The organism is Streptomyces sp. NPDC059454 (genome assembly GCF_042749965.1).
Lineage (GTDB): Bacteria > Actinomycetota > Actinomycetes > Streptomycetales > Streptomycetaceae > Streptomyces.
This window is the reverse complement of record NZ_JBHYVC010000010.1, coordinates 16,439-33,280: the sequence shown is the minus strand read 5'-3', so window position 1 is coordinate 33,280 and position 16,842 is coordinate 16,439. Positions and strand designations below refer to the sequence as shown.

Below are 16,842 nucleotides of genomic sequence, written 5' to 3'. Positions count from 1 at the left end.
TCCGTGCTCAGAACCTCTCCGGCTTGACGAGGGCGAGGACGAGGTAACCGAGCAGGGCGACGACCACGACGAGACCGATGATGTTCTCGGCGGTCACAGCTTCGCCACCCCCTTGGCGATGAACGCCACCAGCGCGAACAGCGCGACCGTGGTGACGACGAAGGCCACGTCGGCCATCGAGAGCTCCTGAGAGAGGTTCGGATGAAAATCGGACCTCTAGAGGAAAGCGCGTTTCTGGCCAGGTACTGCCGTTTGTTGACGCCTCCCTTACGGCCGCAAGCCCCCCTTTGACGACGTCCTAACGCCTTGTGGGCGGTTCCCGGCCGTGGGCCGCCGTCAGCGCACGGGCTCGCGTCAGCGCACGGGCTCCCCGCGGCGCACCGAGCCGGGCACGCGGCCGGCGCGGACCGACGAGGCGAGCTGCCAGGGAACGCTGGTCACCATCACGCCCGGGGTGAAGAGCGGGCGGGCCTTGATCCACAGCGCGGACTGGTTGGGCAGCGGGTTCTCCCACCAGTGGCCGACGACGTACTCGGGGATGAACACGCCGACCACGTCGAGCGGACTCTCGCGATGGACGGAGCGGACGTACTCCACGACCGGGCCGGGTGATCTCGCGGTAGGGGGGAATCGAGCACCTTCAGCGGGACATCGATGCCGAGGTCCTCCCACCACTGCTCAAGGGCTCGCGCTTCGTCCCGGTCGACCGCGACGGTGAGGGCTTCCAGCCGGTCCGGCTTGAAGGCGCGGGCATGGGAAAGGGCCCGCAGAGTCGGCTTGTGGACGGTGGAGACCAGCAGGAGCGCCAGGACGCGCGACGGCGGGGTGAGCTCGGCGCGCGCGTCGATGACCGCCAGCTCGGCGGCGACCATGTCGTAATGGCGCCTGATGCCACGCATCAGCAGCCCCAGCACGGCCCCGGCGAGCACGGCCAGCGAGGCGCCCTGGGCGAACTTGTTGGCGAGCACGATCACCAGGATGAGTCCGGTGATCACCGCTCCGACCACTTCTTCACGATCTCCGGCCTCGGCCACTGACCGCGCCCGCCCGCGGTCACCGTTCGCGGGACGCGGTACGTGGTCACGGCTACTCGCTCCTTGTCGTGTGGCGGACCAGCGCGGGCACTCGGCCCTGGAGATGCTCACCCCGGTCGAGTACGAACTACGTGCAGCACCTGTAGCGTAAAACCAAGCGACACGACTCCACCAAACTCGGGACACTCCGGGAGTCTTTACCGAACCCGGGGCGGTTCACTCGTTGCGGTCGGCCGCGGGGCAAGCGGATCCCAGGTCCTCGAGGGCCGGCTCGGTGCAGTACGCGGGTTTCATCGGCTGCCGGCACCAGGAGCCACCCGCTTCAAGTGGCGGCTCCTCGCCGGTGTGCCCGCGTCTGCGCCGGGGTTGTCAGTCCGTTGCCGACGACGCTGTCGGCACTGCGATGGCGTTGACGGGAGCGCTGCTCGGTGGAGACGCCGGCGGCTGGGGGGTGGCTGCGGTTCTGCGGACGAAGAGGGTGCCGATGATCGCGAGGCAGCCGATGACCGCCGCCGTCGTGAAGGCGGCTTGTGCCGCCGAGACGGACTGGGCCAGGTTCAGTGCTCCCGCGTCCTTGGCGTGGGAGCCGATGGTGTAGGCCGAGATCAGGACGGCGCCGCCGGCGCCGCCGGCCAGCTGCTGGGCGGTGTTGAACGCCGCGGTGCCGTGCGGGTAGAGCTCGGTGCGCAGGGAGGACAGTGCGGCCGTCGTCATCGGGGCCCACATGAGGGCCTGCGAGGCCGACAGGACGAGGTAGGCGGCCAGGAGCGCGGTGACACCGGTGTTCTCGTCCGCTCGGCTCAGGAACCACAGGGCACCCGTCCAGATGACCGATCCGGGGATGGCCAGGGGACGCGGTCCGTAGCGGTCGTAGATGCGTCCGCCGAGGGCCGAGACGAGGGCGATCAGGGCTCCGCCGGGGACCAGGAAGAGGCCGATCTGGAGCGTCGTCAGGCCCGCGACGTTGGTGAGGACCAGCGGCAGGACCATCGTGGTGCCGAACCCGACCAGCGCGACGACGAGCATGACCAGCAGCGGCACGGTGAACGACGGGGTTCGGAAGATCCTCATGTCGAGGAAGGCGTTGTCGCTGCGCTGCAGCACGGTCTGCCGGCGGACGAAGACCGCCAGGGCGAGGAGCCCGATGACGATCGGGATCCAGGGGGCGACCGGTGCGTGGCCGGAGGCCGACTCGCCGATCGTGGACAGGCCGTAGACGAGGGCGCCGAACCCGATGGCGGACAGGAGGAGGGACGGCACGTCCAGCCTGACCGGTTCCGGAGTGGTGATGTTGCGCAGCTTGGCGGCGCCCAGGGCCAGAGCGGCCAGGACGACGGGCAGGACCAGGATGAACAGCCACCGCCAGCTGAGCTGGGAGATCACCAGGCCGGACACCGCCGGGCCGACCGCGGGTGCCACCGCGGTCAGGCCGGTGACCAGCGCCATCGTCCGGCCTCGCCGGTGCGGGGGCACCAGGCGCATCGTCGTGGCCATCAGCAGGGGCATCAGGGCGGCAGTGCCCGCCGCCTGGATGACGCGGCCGGCGAACAGCACGCCGAACCCGGGGGCGACGGCGGCGATCGCCGTGCCCAGGGTGAACAGGGACAGTGAGCCGAGGAAGATCGTACGGAGGGTGAACCTCCGCAGGAGGAAGCCGGTGGCCGGGATGAGGATCGCCAGGGTCAGCAGATAGCCCGTCGTGAGCCACTGTCCCGTGGTGGGAGTGATGTCGAGATCGCTGATCAGGGTGGGGAGTGCGACTCCCAGCAGCATCTCGTTCAGCAGGACGGTGAACGCGGAGACCATCAGGATCCCGATGACGAGGACGTCTTGGGAGGCCAGTCTGTCGTCGTCGCGGGTCGGTGGCGGTGCGTCTGCGGCGGCCTGCGCCGGAGTCTCGGCGGGGGACATGTGCTCTCTTCCGTGTTGCTGGGGGAGGGTGTGCGAAGCGCCGCGCGGACCTATGCCGTCGGTGCACGCCGGTGGGGTCCGGCTGTACGCGCCCGGGCCGGTGCGGCCTCGGCCGGGAGCTGTCGCGTCCGGTGCCTCGTGGGCGGCGGTCGGTTCCCCGGCGGCCGTCGGCACGGAACGTCTGTGTGCCGTGCCGGGCTGCCCTGGGAGCAGCGGATGCCTGCCGAGGCCGGCGGTGGCACCGGAACCGATAAGGAGATAGTCTCCGTTTCATGGAAGACGATACGGAGACGGTCTCCGCATTGTCAACGGGAGGTGCAGCGACATGGGTGAGGCGGCCACCGGCGAGCGTCGGCAGCGGACGGACAAGCAGCGCAACCGCACGCATATCCTCGAGGTCGCGGAGGAGTTCTTCGCCGAGCAGGGCATCACCGGCTCCATGGACGCCATCGCCAAGCGGGCCGGTGTCGGTCCGGGCACCCTCTACCGGCACTTCCCCAACCGGGAGGCACTGCTGGCGGCCTTGCTGCAGGCCCGCGACGAAGAGCTGGAGGCCCGACGGGTCGCCATCCGGCGCGAGGTGACCGACTCCCGCGCCGCGCTCGCACAGTGGCTTGAGGCACTGGGCGAATGGGTGACCGCGTTCGACGGTCTGCCCGATCCCCTGCGGGCCGCGCTGACGGAAGGCACGTCCCCGCTGGCGATCACCTGTCAGGGCTTCGTCACGACCACCGAGGACTTCCTTCGCGCGGCACAGCGCGACGGCGGTGCCAAGCCCTGGGTGCGGGGACGTGACCTGTTCCTCAGCACGCTGGCCACGGCCTGGGCACGTGGTGCCGCCATGGCCGACGAGTCGTCGCCCGACGCGCTCGTCTCCCTCATGCGCACCGGGTGGGAGACGCCCACGGCGGAAACTCCCCCCGGGAGCGGCGAAGACCCCGCGTAACCGCAGGCAGAAGCGTGGCGCCCTTGCGCGGGGCGCTCTCCCGAGAGCTCACCGCTGGACGCCCCACCCGTCGGGCGCGCGGCCTGCGGGCTGGGCTGCCACTGGGACACCGCGGACGCAGCGTCGGCGGCCTCTCGCGACCGAACTCGAGGCAAGGAGAAATACCGTGAAGATCGGCATTCTGGGCGTAGGACATATCGGGAAGACGCTGACCCAGCGGCTGGCCGCGACAGGGCATCAGGTGAAGGTGGCCAACTCGCGCGGCCCGCACACGATCGAGGCTGACATCCTCTCCACGGGCGGGCGCGCGGTGACGGCGGCGGAAGCCGTCGAGGACGTCGACGTCGTGATCCTCTCGATTCCCCTGAACCGTCTTCCGCGGGTCGCGTCACTGATCGCCGACGTGCCGGCCGACACGGTCGTCATCGACACGTCGAACTACTACCCGGCGCGGGACAGCCGGATCGAGGCCGTCGACGCCGGGCAGGTCGAGAGCCTGTGGGTCACCGAACAGCTGGGCCGGCCGATCGCCAAGGCGTGGAACGCGATCGGTTCCCACTCGTTCGCGACCAAGGACAGGCCCGCGGGGAGCCCCGGCCGTATCGCCATCCCCGTCGCCGCCGACCGCGACCGGGACCGCCAGGTGGCCATGGCACTGGTCGAGGACACCGGGTTCGACGCCGTCGACGCCGGAACGCTCGCGGACTCCTGGCGTCAGCAGCCGGGTGCGCCGTGCTACTGCACCGACCTCACCCGCGAGGAGATGCCGGATGCGCTGGCGGCCGCGGAGGCCGAGCGCCTGCCCAAGCGGCGCGACCTGGCCGTCGCCGCGATCCAGGAAAGGGTCGGGGACGCCACGACCAACCCCGACGCGGAGTACGGCGTCCGCCTGAACCGGGCCCTGTTCATGTGAGCCCACGGGGTGTGCGCCCCCTCGGACATCCCGGCGGCCGTCGAGCGGATGCCCCGCCCACCCTGAACGCCCTTGGCCCCGGCGTCGACCGACGCCGGGGCCAAGGGCTTCGCGGGCAGCGCCCGGGGGAGCGTCCGGGCACGTGCTGTCAGAAGGTGCGCGCGGCCACCTTCACCCGCTGGGCCGTCCGCAGTGCCTCGTGCAGCTTCTCGGCGGGTAGCGGCGCCGCGGGGGCCTGGAGCATGTGCTCGGCCGGGACATCGGGATCGGCCAGGTAGAGACGGGTGTAGGCGCCGGCCTCGGGCTCGAAACGCCAGCTTTCGTCCAGGGTTCCGGCGTCCACCGTGTCGAAGCCGAGCCGGCCGATCAGGTCTGCCGCCCGGGCTTTCGCGTCGGGGTCGTTGCCGGCGATGGGCAAGGCGCTGCGGTCCGGATGCCCGGCGGGCCGGGTCAGCTGGGGGATGTGGTGGGCCAGGATGTTGTTGAACGCCTTGACCAGCAGCGCGCCGGGCAGGAGCTGCTGCTCCAGCTCCGCCGTGGTCACTTCCTCGGAGTCGAGTTCGGCGATCCGGCCGTCGCGGTACGGGTAGTAGTTGCCGGTGTCCAGCACGGTCCTGCCCTCCAGCAAGCCGGCGGGCAGGTCGCGGTAGGCGGTCAGGGGGATGCTGAGCACGGTCGCCTCCCCGGCGCGCGCGGCCTCCTCGACGGTGCCTGCCGTGACGCGCGGCCCCAGTTCCTCGATGAGGCCCGTCAGGCTCTGGGGACCGCGCGAGTTGGCGACCACCACGTCGATGTCCGCAGCCACCGCCAGCCGTGCGACCGCGGACCCGATGTTGCCGCTTCCGATGATTCCCAGCGTCGGCATCGTTGCTCCTTGCTTCCTTGGTGTGAGTCCGGAACCGGGGGGTCAGGTTTCGGTGAGGGGTTGTCTACTGCGCTGCGCGCCGGGCAGGGCAAGGTGGGGTAGGCGAGTTGTCTCATGCTCCGGGCTTGTGAGTGTGCTCTGGATCTCATGCCTTCCTCGTCGCGCCGTACGGTCACTGGGTCAGTGGTGTGTGGGTGCCGAAAGAGCGGCGGTGATACGTGAGCGGTCTCAGGGATCCCTCGCCCGGCTCCACTGCCGTCACGTGGGCGAGCAGGACGGTGTGGTCGCCGGCGTCGACGCAGTCGGCCACCTCGGCGGCGATCCATGCGGCAGTGTCCGGCAGCCGCGGCAGTCCCCCGCTCGGCGACCAGTCGACTCCGTCGAACTTGTCGGGTCCGGAGCGGGCGAAGGCGGAGGCCAGATCGGCCTGGTGTGTACCGAGGACGTTGAGGCCGAAGCGCCCGCTGCGGCGGACGACCGCCAGCAGACGTGAGCGTTCGTCCAGCGACACCAGCACCATGGGTGGCGTCAGGGACAGGGACGCGAAGGCGCTGACCGTGGTGCCGTGCGGCCGGCTGCCGTCCAGGGCCGTGACCACAGCGACCGGAGACGCCACCGAGGCCATGACGTCACGGAACGCCTGCTGCGCCGCGGCTCCGGATCGTGGAGAAGCGCTGGTGGACATCACCGGGCCGCCGCTTCCGTGACGCGCGGGTCGTGGCCGTACTGCTCGCGGGCGTGGAGGTGGTCGCGCAGGGTGGGGCCTTCGTAGTCGAGGTGGAACAGGCCGCGTTCCTGCAGGAGGGGGACGACCTGGTCGACGAAGGCGTCGACGCCGTCGTGGTAGCCGTCGATGGCCAGGGAGAAGCCGTCGCAGGCACCGGCCTCGAACCACTGCTGCATGTGGTCGGCCACGTCCTCGGCGGTGCCGGCCACGACCGGGTGGTAGTCGATGACGCCGTGGGCGAGCACGTCGCGCAGGGTCCAGCCCTCCCGGGCCACCTGAAGGGCGCGGGCGGAGCGCGGGTCGTGCGGGCTGGGCACGGCGTCGGCCAGTTGGTCCACGGTCAGGGGCTCGTCGATCTGCTCGTAACCGAGCGGCAGGCCGATCATGGCGCCGAGGTAGCGGACGCGCTGGCGCAGATCCACGGACTCGTCCAGGAACCGCCGCCGGTCCAGGGCGGCCCGGCGGGAGCCGGCGATGGCCGGCATGAAGCCGGCGAACATCTTCACCTCGTCCGGGTCTCGCCCGGCGCGCTCGGCGGCATCGCGCAGCGCCTGGCGCTGAGCCCGGCCGTCCTCGATGGTGTAGGGGTTGGCGTAGACCCCGTCGGCGTAGCGGCCGGCCAGCTCCAGGCCGTAGCTGCCGCCGCCCGCCTGGAAGATGACCGGCTGGCCCTGCTCGGAGGGCGGGATGGGCAGCGGGCCGCGGGAGGCGACGTGGCGGTCCTGGAGGTTGACAGGCTGGATCTTGTCCATGTCGGCGAACCGCTTGCCGTCCACGTCCAGGACCCAGGCGTCCTTCTCCCAGCTGCCCCACAGCGCCTGCACGATCTGGACGACCTCGTGGGCCCGCTCGTACTTCTCCGCCCGCGGCGGGACAGCGCGGCCGAAGTTCGCCGCGGCGGCCGGGTCGGAGGTGGTGACCGCGTTCCATCCGGCCCGGCCGTGGCTGATCACGTCCAGTGCCTTGAACTGGCGGGCGAGATTGTAGGGCTCGTTGAAGGTGGTGGAGGCGGTGGAGACCAGCCCGATCCGCTCCGTCTCCCGGGCGATGGACGTCATCACCAGCAACGGGTCGATCGCGAAATGCGGGACCTGGTGTTCGAGGTCCACATCCAGAACCGGAGTGTCCGCGAAGAACAGCAGCTGGATCTTGCCCCGCTCGGCTGCCTGCGCGTACCGCACGAACTGGTCCATGTCCGTATAGCTGCGCAGGTTCGCCCCAGGCAGGCGCCACGCCCCTGGTTCGGCTCCGTAGCCGCTGGTGAACTGCATGCACAGGAGCATCTGACGACTTGACACGACTGGCCCCTCCAAGCGGGACAACGAAACGGAGGGTGTCTCCGAATACTTGCCTCCGACAATACGGAGACTTCCTCCGCATTGTCAAAGCGGCCGGGTCGGGCAAAGAAGGGAGCAGCCGAGATGCAGGAGTCCTGGGCGTACAGGCCAACGACATCCCTTGCAGCAGGCTGAAGAAGGACTCCATGGCCGCGTTGTCCCCCGCCGCCCCGACCCGACCTATCGAGCCGACGACCTGGTGGTGGCCGAGCGCCCGGACGAACTTCCGTGACCGGAACTGGACGGATTCAACCGATCGACGCAACACCTTGATCGGGAGGTGGAGCGATGGGCTCTGTGGAGCGGCACAAGCAGGTTTGTGCGTATCGGGGGTTGATGCCGTCGCCGGGCAGGCCGTCGGTGGCCTGGCGTGAGGACAGGGTCAGGTTCTGGTCGGCGATCGCTCGGGGTGCCAAGACCGAGGATGCGTGCAGTGCTGCCGGGGTGTCCGGGCCGGTGGGATTCCGCTGGTTCCGGCACGCTGGCGGCGTGAATCCGTGTCTTGCTGATGAGGTGACCGGGCGCTACCTGTCGTTTCGCGAGCGGGAGGACATCGCCGTCTGGCATGCCCTGGGCGCCGGCGTCCGCGAGATCGCCCGCAGGCTCGGACGGTCGCCGTCGACGGTCTCCCGTGAGCTGCGGCGCAATGCCTCTACCCGGACTTACAAGCTGGACTACCGGGCCTCGACCGCGCAGTGGCACGCTGAACGCCGGGCCCGGCGCCCGCGTGGAGGGGGCTGAACAAGCCGCACCGGCAGGACAGAAGACGGGCGACGGCATGGAGCCCGGAGCGGATCTCGCACCGGCTGCGTGTCGACTTCCCCGATGATGAGTCCATGCGCATCAGCCACGAAGCGATCTACCAGGCGCTGTTCATCGAGGGCCGTGGCGCGCTCAAGCGGGAGCCGGTCACGTGTCTGCGTACCGGCCGGGCGCTGCGGACTCCCCGTGCACGGTCACAGAACAAGCCGCAGGTGAAGCTTCCCCTTGATGTTGGACACCTGGAGACTGGGACGTGAGGTTCCAGAGGAAGTAGTGGCCAGGTGGGAAGCAAGAGCAACCGCAGCAGGCGGTATACGGAGGAGTTCAAGCGCGACGCGGTCGCGCTGGTCCGGTCCTCCGGGAGGACCGTCACCGAGGTGGCCCGGGAGATCGGGGTCAGTGCCGAGGGACTGCGGAACTGAGTCGGCACGCCACCGACCCCGTGCTGATTCCGTGCTGACTTTAAGGGCCGGATTCATGGAAAACCGCAGGTCCTAGCCCCGATCGGATGAGTTGTCGTACCACTCGACGCTGGTGCCGATGAGGGACGCGGCGACGATGCGCTTGAGGTTGTTCGGGGCTGGTGGAGCGGTTGCGGGCGACGACATCGGCACCACATCCCGGGTGTGACGGGGACGTTTGCGTGTCGTCACACCGTAGGAACGGGCAGATCAGTGCGTATGTGGTGGGACACCATAGTGCTGAGCATGAGAATGCGTGCGCTCACCATGGAGGTGGTGCCGGGGCCTTCGCGGAGATCACGCCGAGTCCTGCACGGTAGGGGCGGAGCGGCCGGCGCTGTGGCAGGCACGGGACGCCGACCGGTCACCTGATGCCGAGACATAGGAGAGCTACAGCGACATGTACGCCAGGTCGCACTCGATGCGTCGGCGCTGCCGGGCCGCCGCGAGCCAGGGATGGCCGGCTCGGACGACGGTGCTGAAACCCTTCACAGCCGCGTGTTCCAGTGCGTCGGCCTCGGCGCCCCGGCCCAGTACCCGCAGGTCGAGGGCGAGGTTGGCGGCGCAGGACAGTTTCAGCGGGTGCCGTTCGCCCACGACCTGGGCCAACAGTGACAGGTTGGCCTGGTCGATCTCGTACGCCCGCTCGAACTCAAGATTCATGTAGGCCGTGTTGGCCCTGCCGATCGCGAGGGTCAGTGTCGCCGTGTGGCAGGGACCCAGCGTCGTCTCCAGCCGGTGTGAGACCTCGTCCTCCGTTTCCTGGGCCTGGTCGACGAGACCGGACGCACGCATGCCGGCCGCCAGATGGGCTCGCGCCACCAGAGTGCACAGGTGGTCCTCACCCAGGCGCGCGGCGAGGCGCTGTGCGGTCGTCTCGTCCAGTCGGCGGGACCGGTCGAGGTCTCCGGCGAGACGTCTGTCGACGGCCGCGCCGATCGCTGCCGAGAGGGACTCGAGGTCATCCGGCCCGTAGCGGGCCGTGCAGCGCCCCAGTGTCTCCTCGGAGAGCAGGGCGGCCTCGGCGAGTGCGCCGTCCCGGCGCCGGCAGACCGCGAGGTGGCCGGCAGTGCGCAGGGTGAGCGGGTGTCCCTCGCCGAGTTCGGACCGTGCCCAGCGGTAGAGATCTTCCTGGAAGACGCGGGCGCCGGGGTAGTCGCCGCTCTCCCGCATGTCGACGCCGACCGCGTTGAGGCTTTCGAAGGTGAGGGGGTCGCCGGAACGGAAGAGCAGTCCGCACCGCCGGGCGTTCTCCTGGTCCAAGGGCAGGGCCAGGGCGTACTGTCCGCACAGCCGCAGGCCGGCCCCCCAGCTGTGGGTGGCCCGCAGCGCGGGGGGAGCCTCGTCGCCGAACAGGGACCGGGCCAGTTCGGTGGCTTCCTCACCGAGGTCCCGTGCCTCCTGGAACCGGCCCTGGTGGCGCCGGGTGTCGGCCAGCTCGCACAGGGAGTCGACCAGCTCCTCGGAGTCCGCCGCGATCCGGCGCGACACCCCGAGCGCGTTCTCGGCGAGCGGCGCGGACTCGGCGATCCGGCCGGTCCGTCGCAACAGCATCGCGTAGGTCTTCGTCACGCCTACGACCTCGCCGTTCTCCTCGCCGGAGGCCGTCAGCCAGGCGGTCCGGGCCTGCTCTCCCAGGGCGGTGGCGCCCTTGAGGTCCCCGCGGTGGTGCAGGAACCGCACGGTGTCGTGGACGAAGGCCCGAACCCGCGGGTCGGTGCTGGTCACCGCCTGCGAGGCGAGTACGTGCGGCAGCAGTGACCAGTAGGCGGGCCATTCCCGCGGCACGGCGTAGTGGCCGGGCCTGGCCGCCGCCAGCAGCCGGTGAGCGGTCTCACGCGTCCGCTCGCGATGCTCGGTGGTCATCCGGGCCAGCAACAGCGTGCGCAGGAGCCGGTGCAGTCGCAGGGTGTGGGTCCGGTGGTCGACCCTGGCCAGGGCGAGCCTGCGCAGGGCGCGGACGGCGCGGACCTGCTCCACCGGGTCGCCGGGCAGGTCCTCCTCCGGCGTGGCGCCGCCGGGCCGGCCCGCGTGCAGCAGGCCCGACGGGATCGGTTCGGGAGCCATGACCGCGCAGCGGTCGAGCAGTCGGCGCGCGTCCGGGTGCGTCTTCTCGAGCCACTCCAGTGACATGCCCCAGGCCGCGGCCAGAACGGCCGGCCGGCCGGGATCCGGATCGAGTGCGCCGACGGCCGCGAGGTGCCGCCGGAGCAGTCCGAGACAGGCGTCGGTCCCCAGCCCGGTCTCCTTCAGCCAGGCGCCCGCCTGTTCCAGGGCCAAGGGCTGGTCGCCCAGGGCCTCGGCGAGGCGGTCGGCGTCCTCGGCCGGGAGCGCGGGCACATGATTGCGGAGCAGCACGACCGACTCCTCCCGCTCGAGGACGCTCAACGTCATCGGGGCGGCCACCCGCTCCCACGCGCGGTCGCGGGAGGTGACGAGCACTTTTCCGCGTCCGCCGGCGGGTAGGTGACGGCGTACCGCCTCGATGTCCTCGGCGTTGTCGAAGACCAGCAGCCAGCGGCGGAACGGAGTGCCGGTGCGCAGTGCCTGAAGCACGGCGGGTGCGGCCGAGCCGACGGAGAGCGCGCCGCGGTCCGCGTCGTCGACGCCCAGCGCGGCCGCCAGGTCGGCGAGGGCCGTCAGGACGAGGCCGTCCCGCTCGGCGGGGATCCAGCAGACGAGGTCGTAGTCGGGCAGATGCCGATAGACGTATTCGAGGGCCAGCTCGGAGGTGCCCACGGCGCCGGAGCCGTGGGCGGCGTCCGGGAGCAGGCACACGGTGTCCCGCGTCGCGAGCCGGTCCGCCAGCGCCCGGAGCCGGTCCGCCCGGCCCACGAACCCCGGGTTGCGCGGGGGGACGTTCACCGTGACGGCGGGGGCCGGCGAACGCTCGGTCCCCTCGGTGCCCGACGACATCACCACGGCCTCGCCGGCCGGCTCCCCGGGCTCCGGGGGCGCGTCCGCGCGGAGCCGCTCCGCGGGCGGCGGTGGACCCACGACCGCCCCCACGACCGCGTCGGCGGCGGGGGCACCGGCGTCCTGGATCCGGCGGGCCCGCTGCGCGTGCACGCCTCCCAGCGCCCGCATCACCACGAGTTCCGACTGATGCCATCCCCGGGCACCCGGGTCGGGCAACGCGGCTCCCCACGGGTCGTACAGGGCCGCGCGCAGGGCGGTGCCCTGCTCTCCTGCCGCGGGAAGTTCCGCGAGGGTGCCGATGACCCTGGCCAGTTGCGTGCGCGTCGTCGTGGCGAGCAGCGCCTGTCGCACACCGTCGGCGAACTCGGGCCGGCCCGCGTCGGCGTCGTCCCAGTCGATCAGCCCGCCCATGAGGATCTCCGCAAGGTGCTCCGCCGTGGTGTCCGGCATCATCCGGCCGCGCAGCTGCTGGATCAGGTCGAACTCGAAAGGGACCGCCGCCAGGTGGGCGGCGAGCCGACGGGCGGACGGCGTGGCCAGCGTGAGGAAGGTGCGCACGGCGTCGTGCGCGGCGCGGGGGAACCGCGGGGGCCGCAACCCGGGCGCGGGTTTCCCCTTGTGCAGCGATCCGGCCACGACAGCGGGAAGGGCACGGCGTACGCCCCGTTCCCCCACCACCAGGTCGGCCCACGCGGCGAGGGAACCGGGTTTCATGGACAGCACCGGTACGGCCAGGTGTGCGCCGCCGACCTGCGGCAGGGGCCGCAGCGGATCCGGTCCGCCGGGCGGCGGTCCGAGGAGGAGCACCGGGTTCGGGGCGCCGAATCCCCCCGACTCCAGGACCGCGTCATGAGGATGGAGGGAGGAGCGGTGGCGCAGGTGCGGAGGCAGCAGGTGCAACAGGGCGGTGGGGCCCGCGTGGCCCAGGAGCTGGAGCAGGTCGTCGGCGGCCGGAGCGGCCCAGCCGGGTCCGAGGCCGTCGGTGACGATCAGGAACACCCGGTCCCGCCCGCCGTCGACGATCTCCCTCAGGTCCGCGGTTCTCCCCGCCGGGCTCCAGCGCAGCGTCGGTGTGCCGGCACCGGGCACGTTCAGCCGGACGGTGCGCAGGGACCGGAAGGCGCCGCTGTGCTCGGCGGCGGTCGACAGGACAGCCGCCTCCTGTTGCCAGATGGCCATCGTGGGACCGTCGTCGACGAGGACGACCAGGTCGAAGGCCCTGGCCCGTCCGGGCCTGAGCAACGGTATCCACAGCTCGTCGGCGACCATCCGCTCGGCGGTGAGTTCCTCGTCCAGCAGCAGTTCGAGGCGGGACTCCACCCGCCGCCCGAGCCGGTGCAGGGAGCGGGACAGCAGCGCGGAACGCCGGGCGGGCAGGCCGGGCCCCGAGGACCCCGTTGCGGGCAGGAGGGGTGACTCGACGAGAAGGGGGCCCCGGCCTCCCGGGGCGAGGACCGGCCCGGTGGGCGCGGCGCCGGGACCGGAGCCGTCGCTCACCGGCTTCTGCCCGGCATCAGGCGGCGGTACGGCGGCCGCCGGCGGCGCGTCGGCCGCCGAGTCGTCGTCCACCGGCGCGGACGACGACCGGGCGGTGCGCCCCGCACGGTTCCACTGGGCGGCCAGCCAGAGTGCGTCGGCCAGCTCGTGCCAGTGCGGAGCGGTACCCGACCGGTCCTCCTCGGACGGCGCCGGCTGCCCGGTGGCCGGCGCCCCGGCCGGTCCCTCTTCCTCCGGGCCCGGCGCGCGCTCGCGTGGAAGGCCGTTCATTCATCGGCCCTTCGCCAGGTCCCGCAGCAGCATCTCGATGAGATGGCGTCGCGCGCCATCGTTCTGGAAGGCGCCCTCCGTGGTCAGCTGCACCGCGTTGAGCAACTGGTCCAGCGAGTGCGTCCCGCCCGACCGGACCCGTTCGACGAAGAGGTCGATCAGGTCCTCGGCGTCCGCCGGCAGTGCTCTGAAGTGGCTCTCCACCATGGCGAGCAGCTGCTCCCGGGAGGGAGTCCTCATCTCCAGGGGGAGACAACGCCGGCGGAAGGCCGGCGGGAACTCGCGCTCACCGTTGCTGGTGATCACCACGACGGGGAACTCCCGGCACTCCACCCGCCCGTTCCTCACGTCGGCGTGCAGCCCCGGATCGCTGGTGTGCACCCGCGCGAGGGCGTCCGGATGGCGCACCAGTTCCGGAATCTCGTAGCTGCCGTTCTCAAGCACGTGCAACAGGTCGTTGGGCAGGTCGATGTCGCTCTTGTCGAGTTCGTCGACGAGCAGGACACGCGGGCGTCCGTAGGGCAGCAGCGCGGTTCCCAGCGGGCCCAGGGTGATGAAGTCGCCCAGCGCCGGCAGCGGCTGGCCGACGTCGCCGGGATCGGACGCCACGGGCCCCAGGGGCGGCTGGTGGCCGGCCCGCCAGGCGGCGATGGCCTGGGCACGGCCCAGGGCGTCGTGCTCGTACAAGCCGTCGCGCAGAGTGGTGCGGCTGACGATGCTCCACGCGAGCACCCGTCCGAGGTCCAGTTCGCGGGCGATCAGATAGCCGAGCGTGGACTTGCCGACCCCGGGCGGACCGGTGACGAGCAGGGGCCGGCGCAGCAGGAGAGCCGCGTTGACGACCTCGATGGTCTCCTCGTCGAGCTGCGGTACCGGGTCCACATGCCCGAGACGCCGGCGTACGGCCTCCTCGTCGTCGGGAGGCGGGGGAAGCAGCGGCCCACCGAGGAACCTGCGCCAGGGCGGGGCATCCGGCAGGGCGCGGGCCGGCCCGTCAGGGGCGGATCCGGTGGCGTGGAACACCCGCCAGGCCTGCCCGTCCGTCGATGTCCCGCTCATGCCCCGCTCTCCTCGCTGTCGATGGTGTCCATGTCGAAGTCCGTATCGGTCTCGTGGATGTCGACGAGCCGGGTGGGATCGTCCCAGAAGAAGGCGATGCTCCGGCCCATCAGGAGTGGTCCGTCCCGGCGGAGTTCGGCCTGCCGTCTGAGGCGGTGAATGGCCACGGGGATCTGGGCGGGCGCCGGAACGGCGGCGAAGACGGCCGTGACCACCTCCCTGCGCTCGGGCGGGAAATGCCCCCGGCGGTCCCAGAGCGCGACCCCGATGCCCTCCGCGATGGCCGCCTTGAGAGCGCCCATCGAGGGGGGCGAGCCCGGTGCGTCGAGTACGGCCGCGGTGTGACGGGGCTCGATCGCCAGACCGGCTTGCCACTCGTCCTGCCGCCGGGCGTCGGTCTCCTGCCATTCGTACACACTGACTCCGTGCGTCTGCAGGGCGCGCCACCGTTCGCGCCACTGGTGCCGCACCCGGACGTCGTCGGTGCGCATGCGCTCCAGGCTGCGCAAGTGCACGCCGTACCTCACCCCGAGGGGCAGCGGTCCGCCGTCTCCCGTGCGCAACGCCAGTCCGGCCACATCGTGGTTGAGCAGATCGTACGGAAGGACGAACTCGATGTACGGCGGCGGTGACGCGAAGCCGGTGGACGGCTCCTGCGAGAGGGGGGAAAGGCGTGCCATCTGCCGCAGCGCCAGCTCGACCGCCGGGCCGAGGCCGTCGAGAGTGGTCATCACCGGCTCGGCGGGCAGGGGGTTCCAGCGACCGGGGACCGTGTTGATCCAGGGGCGGACGAGGACGTCTCCCGTGCCGTCGCGGGTGGGCTCGACCAGCAGGAGAAGGCACCGGGGGATGGAGGGGTCGTCGCCCCGGGCGTCGGCGCGAGCGGTCCGCCGGTGCTCAAGTTCGCGGAGCAGGCCGGCCCGGCTCGCCCAGTCCTCCGCCCAGGCGGCCAGGGCTCCGCGGCGGTCCGGGGAACGCACCGACGCGGCCGCGTGCTCCATGAGCAGGACGGCGGGCGGCAGACCGTCCGGCTGCGTGTTCCATTCCAGTACGTGGGACAGAAGCTGTGCGGGGGACAGACCGACGGGGAGGTCGAGGCCCGTCTCGCCCGCGAGCCCGTCGCGAAGGCCGCGCCACGGCAATTCGTCCACCACCTCGTCCAGAAGGGCACGGGCGGTCGCCACATCCCGTGGGGACAAGGGGCCGTACCAGTGCGGCGCCGGGTCGGCCGGGCCGGCCACGGGATCGATCAGCCGATCCATTTCGTCCGCGGCCGCCGTTCCCTCGAAGACCTTCACCACCGATACGAGCACCCGCTCGCCCCCGGGCACGCTCAACGCGGCCCGGACCAGCGAGACGACGTCCTCACGCGGCTTCGTGCCGCGGAGATCGATGCCGACGCCCAGCTGCTGCGCGAGCACCTCGGCGAACATCCGCCGCCCCGGGGCGTCCTCCAGACACGGAAGGGCGCCCAGTGCCTCGGTCAGACCGGACAGCAGGGCCAGACCCGTCCTGCTCTCGAACTCCTCCATACCGCCGACGACTTCACCGACCTTCCCCGCGGAGCCGGTACACCTGTCCGGCGAGTGAAGCTAGCACGCCGGTCGCGGGCCGACAGGTGACTTGCCGACATCCGGCGCGCGACGGCGCCTCCGGGCGGGAGCGGTCAGGCACGGTCCGCCGCCCGACGGCGCCGCAGGGCCTCGGACAGCCCCGCGTTCGCGGCCCAGGTGTCGGCCCAGGCGGCCAGGGCGGAGCGGTGTTCCGGCGATGGCGCGAGCCGGGCCGCGCGTTCGACGAGCAGCACGGCGGGGGGCAGGCCGTCCGGCTGCGCGGTCAGCTCCAGCGTGTAGGCGAAGAGCTGCTCGGGGGAGAGGCCGACGGGCAGGCGGAGACCGCTCAGGTCGTGGACGAGTACGTCTCGCAGACGGGCCGAGGGCAGTTCGGCGGTGGCGGCCCGCAGGCGGGTCCGTGCCTCGTCCTCCTCCGGGGCCGAGAGCATCCGGGGGACCGGGGGGTCGGGTGCGGCGGTGATCCGGCGTGCCACCTCGTCGGCTGCCGGCACCCCTTCGAGGATCCGCACCACGTCGGCCAGGACGTGTTCCCCGCCCGCCGTGCTCAGCGCGGCACGCACCAGGGCC

The 16,842-nt window shown here is 71.6% G+C and carries 11 protein-coding genes and 4 pseudogenes; 4 read left to right on the top strand and 11 right to left on the bottom strand.

The annotated features are described in order from the left end of the window. Positions 1–7: 7 nt before the first annotated feature. The 3 genes and pseudogenes from kdpF to ACFXAE_RS09730 form a co-directional block, all read right to left on the bottom strand. Entirely contained in the window at positions 8–97 is a 90-nt protein-coding gene (kdpF, locus tag ACFXAE_RS09740; RefSeq protein ID WP_384710688.1) for a K(+)-transporting ATPase subunit F, read from the bottom strand. Between the two features lie 257 nt (positions 98–354). Then, positions 355–1,001 (bottom strand): annotated as a pseudogene (locus ACFXAE_RS09735) (DNA-binding protein); the annotation flags it as partial. 402 nt (positions 1,002–1,403) lie between these two features. Next, positions 1,404–2,945 carry a DHA2 family efflux MFS transporter permease subunit gene (locus ACFXAE_RS09730; protein WP_384710686.1) on the bottom strand — a complete coding sequence of 514 codons (1,542 nt, stop codon included), beginning with the start codon at positions 2,943–2,945 and terminating at the stop codon, positions 1,404–1,406. A 325-nt stretch (positions 2,946–3,270) separates the two neighbouring features. Between ACFXAE_RS09730 and ACFXAE_RS09725 the strand changes: the two genes are divergently transcribed. Continuing rightward, on the top strand, positions 3,271–3,891 hold the full coding sequence (locus ACFXAE_RS09725; RefSeq protein ID WP_384710683.1) for a TetR/AcrR family transcriptional regulator: 621 nt from the start codon (positions 3,271–3,273) through the stop codon (positions 3,889–3,891). Between the two features lie 166 nt (positions 3,892–4,057). Further along, positions 4,058–4,804 carry an NADPH-dependent F420 reductase gene (locus ACFXAE_RS09720; RefSeq protein WP_384710681.1) on the top strand — a complete coding sequence of 249 codons (747 nt, stop codon included), beginning with the start codon at positions 4,058–4,060 and terminating at the stop codon, positions 4,802–4,804. A 148-nt stretch (positions 4,805–4,952) separates the two neighbouring features. Here the strand turns inward: ACFXAE_RS09720 and ACFXAE_RS09715 are convergent, their stop codons facing one another. From ACFXAE_RS09715 to ACFXAE_RS09700, 4 genes and pseudogenes are all read right to left on the bottom strand, one after another. Beyond that, positions 4,953–5,669 carry an NADPH-dependent F420 reductase gene (locus ACFXAE_RS09715; RefSeq protein ID WP_384710678.1) on the bottom strand — a complete coding sequence of 239 codons (717 nt, stop codon included), beginning with the start codon at positions 5,667–5,669 and terminating at the stop codon, positions 4,953–4,955. Positions 5,670–5,841: 172 nt separating this feature from the next. Continuing rightward, entirely contained in the window at positions 5,842–6,354 is a 513-nt protein-coding gene (locus ACFXAE_RS09710; RefSeq protein WP_384711055.1) for a flavin reductase family protein, read from the bottom strand. Then, a complete protein-coding gene (locus ACFXAE_RS09705) occupies positions 6,354–7,667 on the bottom strand; it encodes an NtaA/DmoA family FMN-dependent monooxygenase (protein ID WP_384710675.1) in 1,314 nt (437 codons plus the stop codon). Before ACFXAE_RS09705 ends, ACFXAE_RS09710 begins: the two co-directional genes overlap by 1 nt. 187 nt (positions 7,668–7,854) lie before the next feature. After that, a pseudogene (locus ACFXAE_RS09700) lies at positions 7,855–7,980 on the bottom strand (IS3 family transposase); the annotation flags it as partial. A 41-nt stretch (positions 7,981–8,021) separates the two neighbouring features. On the opposite strand from ACFXAE_RS09700, the pseudogene ACFXAE_RS09695 reads away from it, so the two are divergent. Then, a pseudogene (locus ACFXAE_RS09695) lies at positions 8,022–8,701 on the top strand (transposase); the annotation flags it as partial. A gap of 75 nt (positions 8,702–8,776) precedes the next feature. Then, positions 8,777–8,917: a transposase gene (locus ACFXAE_RS09690; RefSeq protein WP_384710672.1), complete on the top strand. Its 141-nt coding sequence runs from the start codon at positions 8,777–8,779 to the stop codon at positions 8,915–8,917. 429 nt (positions 8,918–9,346) lie between these two features. On the opposite strand, the gene fxsT is transcribed toward ACFXAE_RS09690, so the two are convergent. The 4 genes and pseudogenes from fxsT to ACFXAE_RS09670 all read right to left on the bottom strand — a co-directional run. Beyond that, positions 9,347–13,642 carry an FxSxx-COOH system tetratricopeptide repeat protein gene (gene fxsT, locus ACFXAE_RS09685; RefSeq protein ID WP_384710668.1) on the bottom strand — a complete coding sequence of 1,432 codons (4,296 nt, stop codon included), beginning with the start codon at positions 13,640–13,642 and terminating at the stop codon, positions 9,347–9,349. Further along, positions 13,643–14,701 (bottom strand): MoxR family ATPase, encoded by a 1,059-nt coding sequence (locus ACFXAE_RS09680; RefSeq protein ID WP_384710665.1) that lies wholly within the window; start codon positions 14,699–14,701, stop codon positions 13,643–13,645. Beyond that, positions 14,698–16,233 carry a hypothetical protein gene (locus ACFXAE_RS09675; RefSeq protein ID WP_384710662.1) on the bottom strand — a complete coding sequence of 512 codons (1,536 nt, stop codon included), beginning with the start codon at positions 16,231–16,233 and terminating at the stop codon, positions 14,698–14,700. Before ACFXAE_RS09675 ends, ACFXAE_RS09680 begins: the two co-directional genes overlap by 4 nt. 134 nt (positions 16,234–16,367) lie before the next feature. Then, a pseudogene (locus ACFXAE_RS09670) lies at positions 16,368–16,842 on the bottom strand (hypothetical protein); the annotation flags it as partial.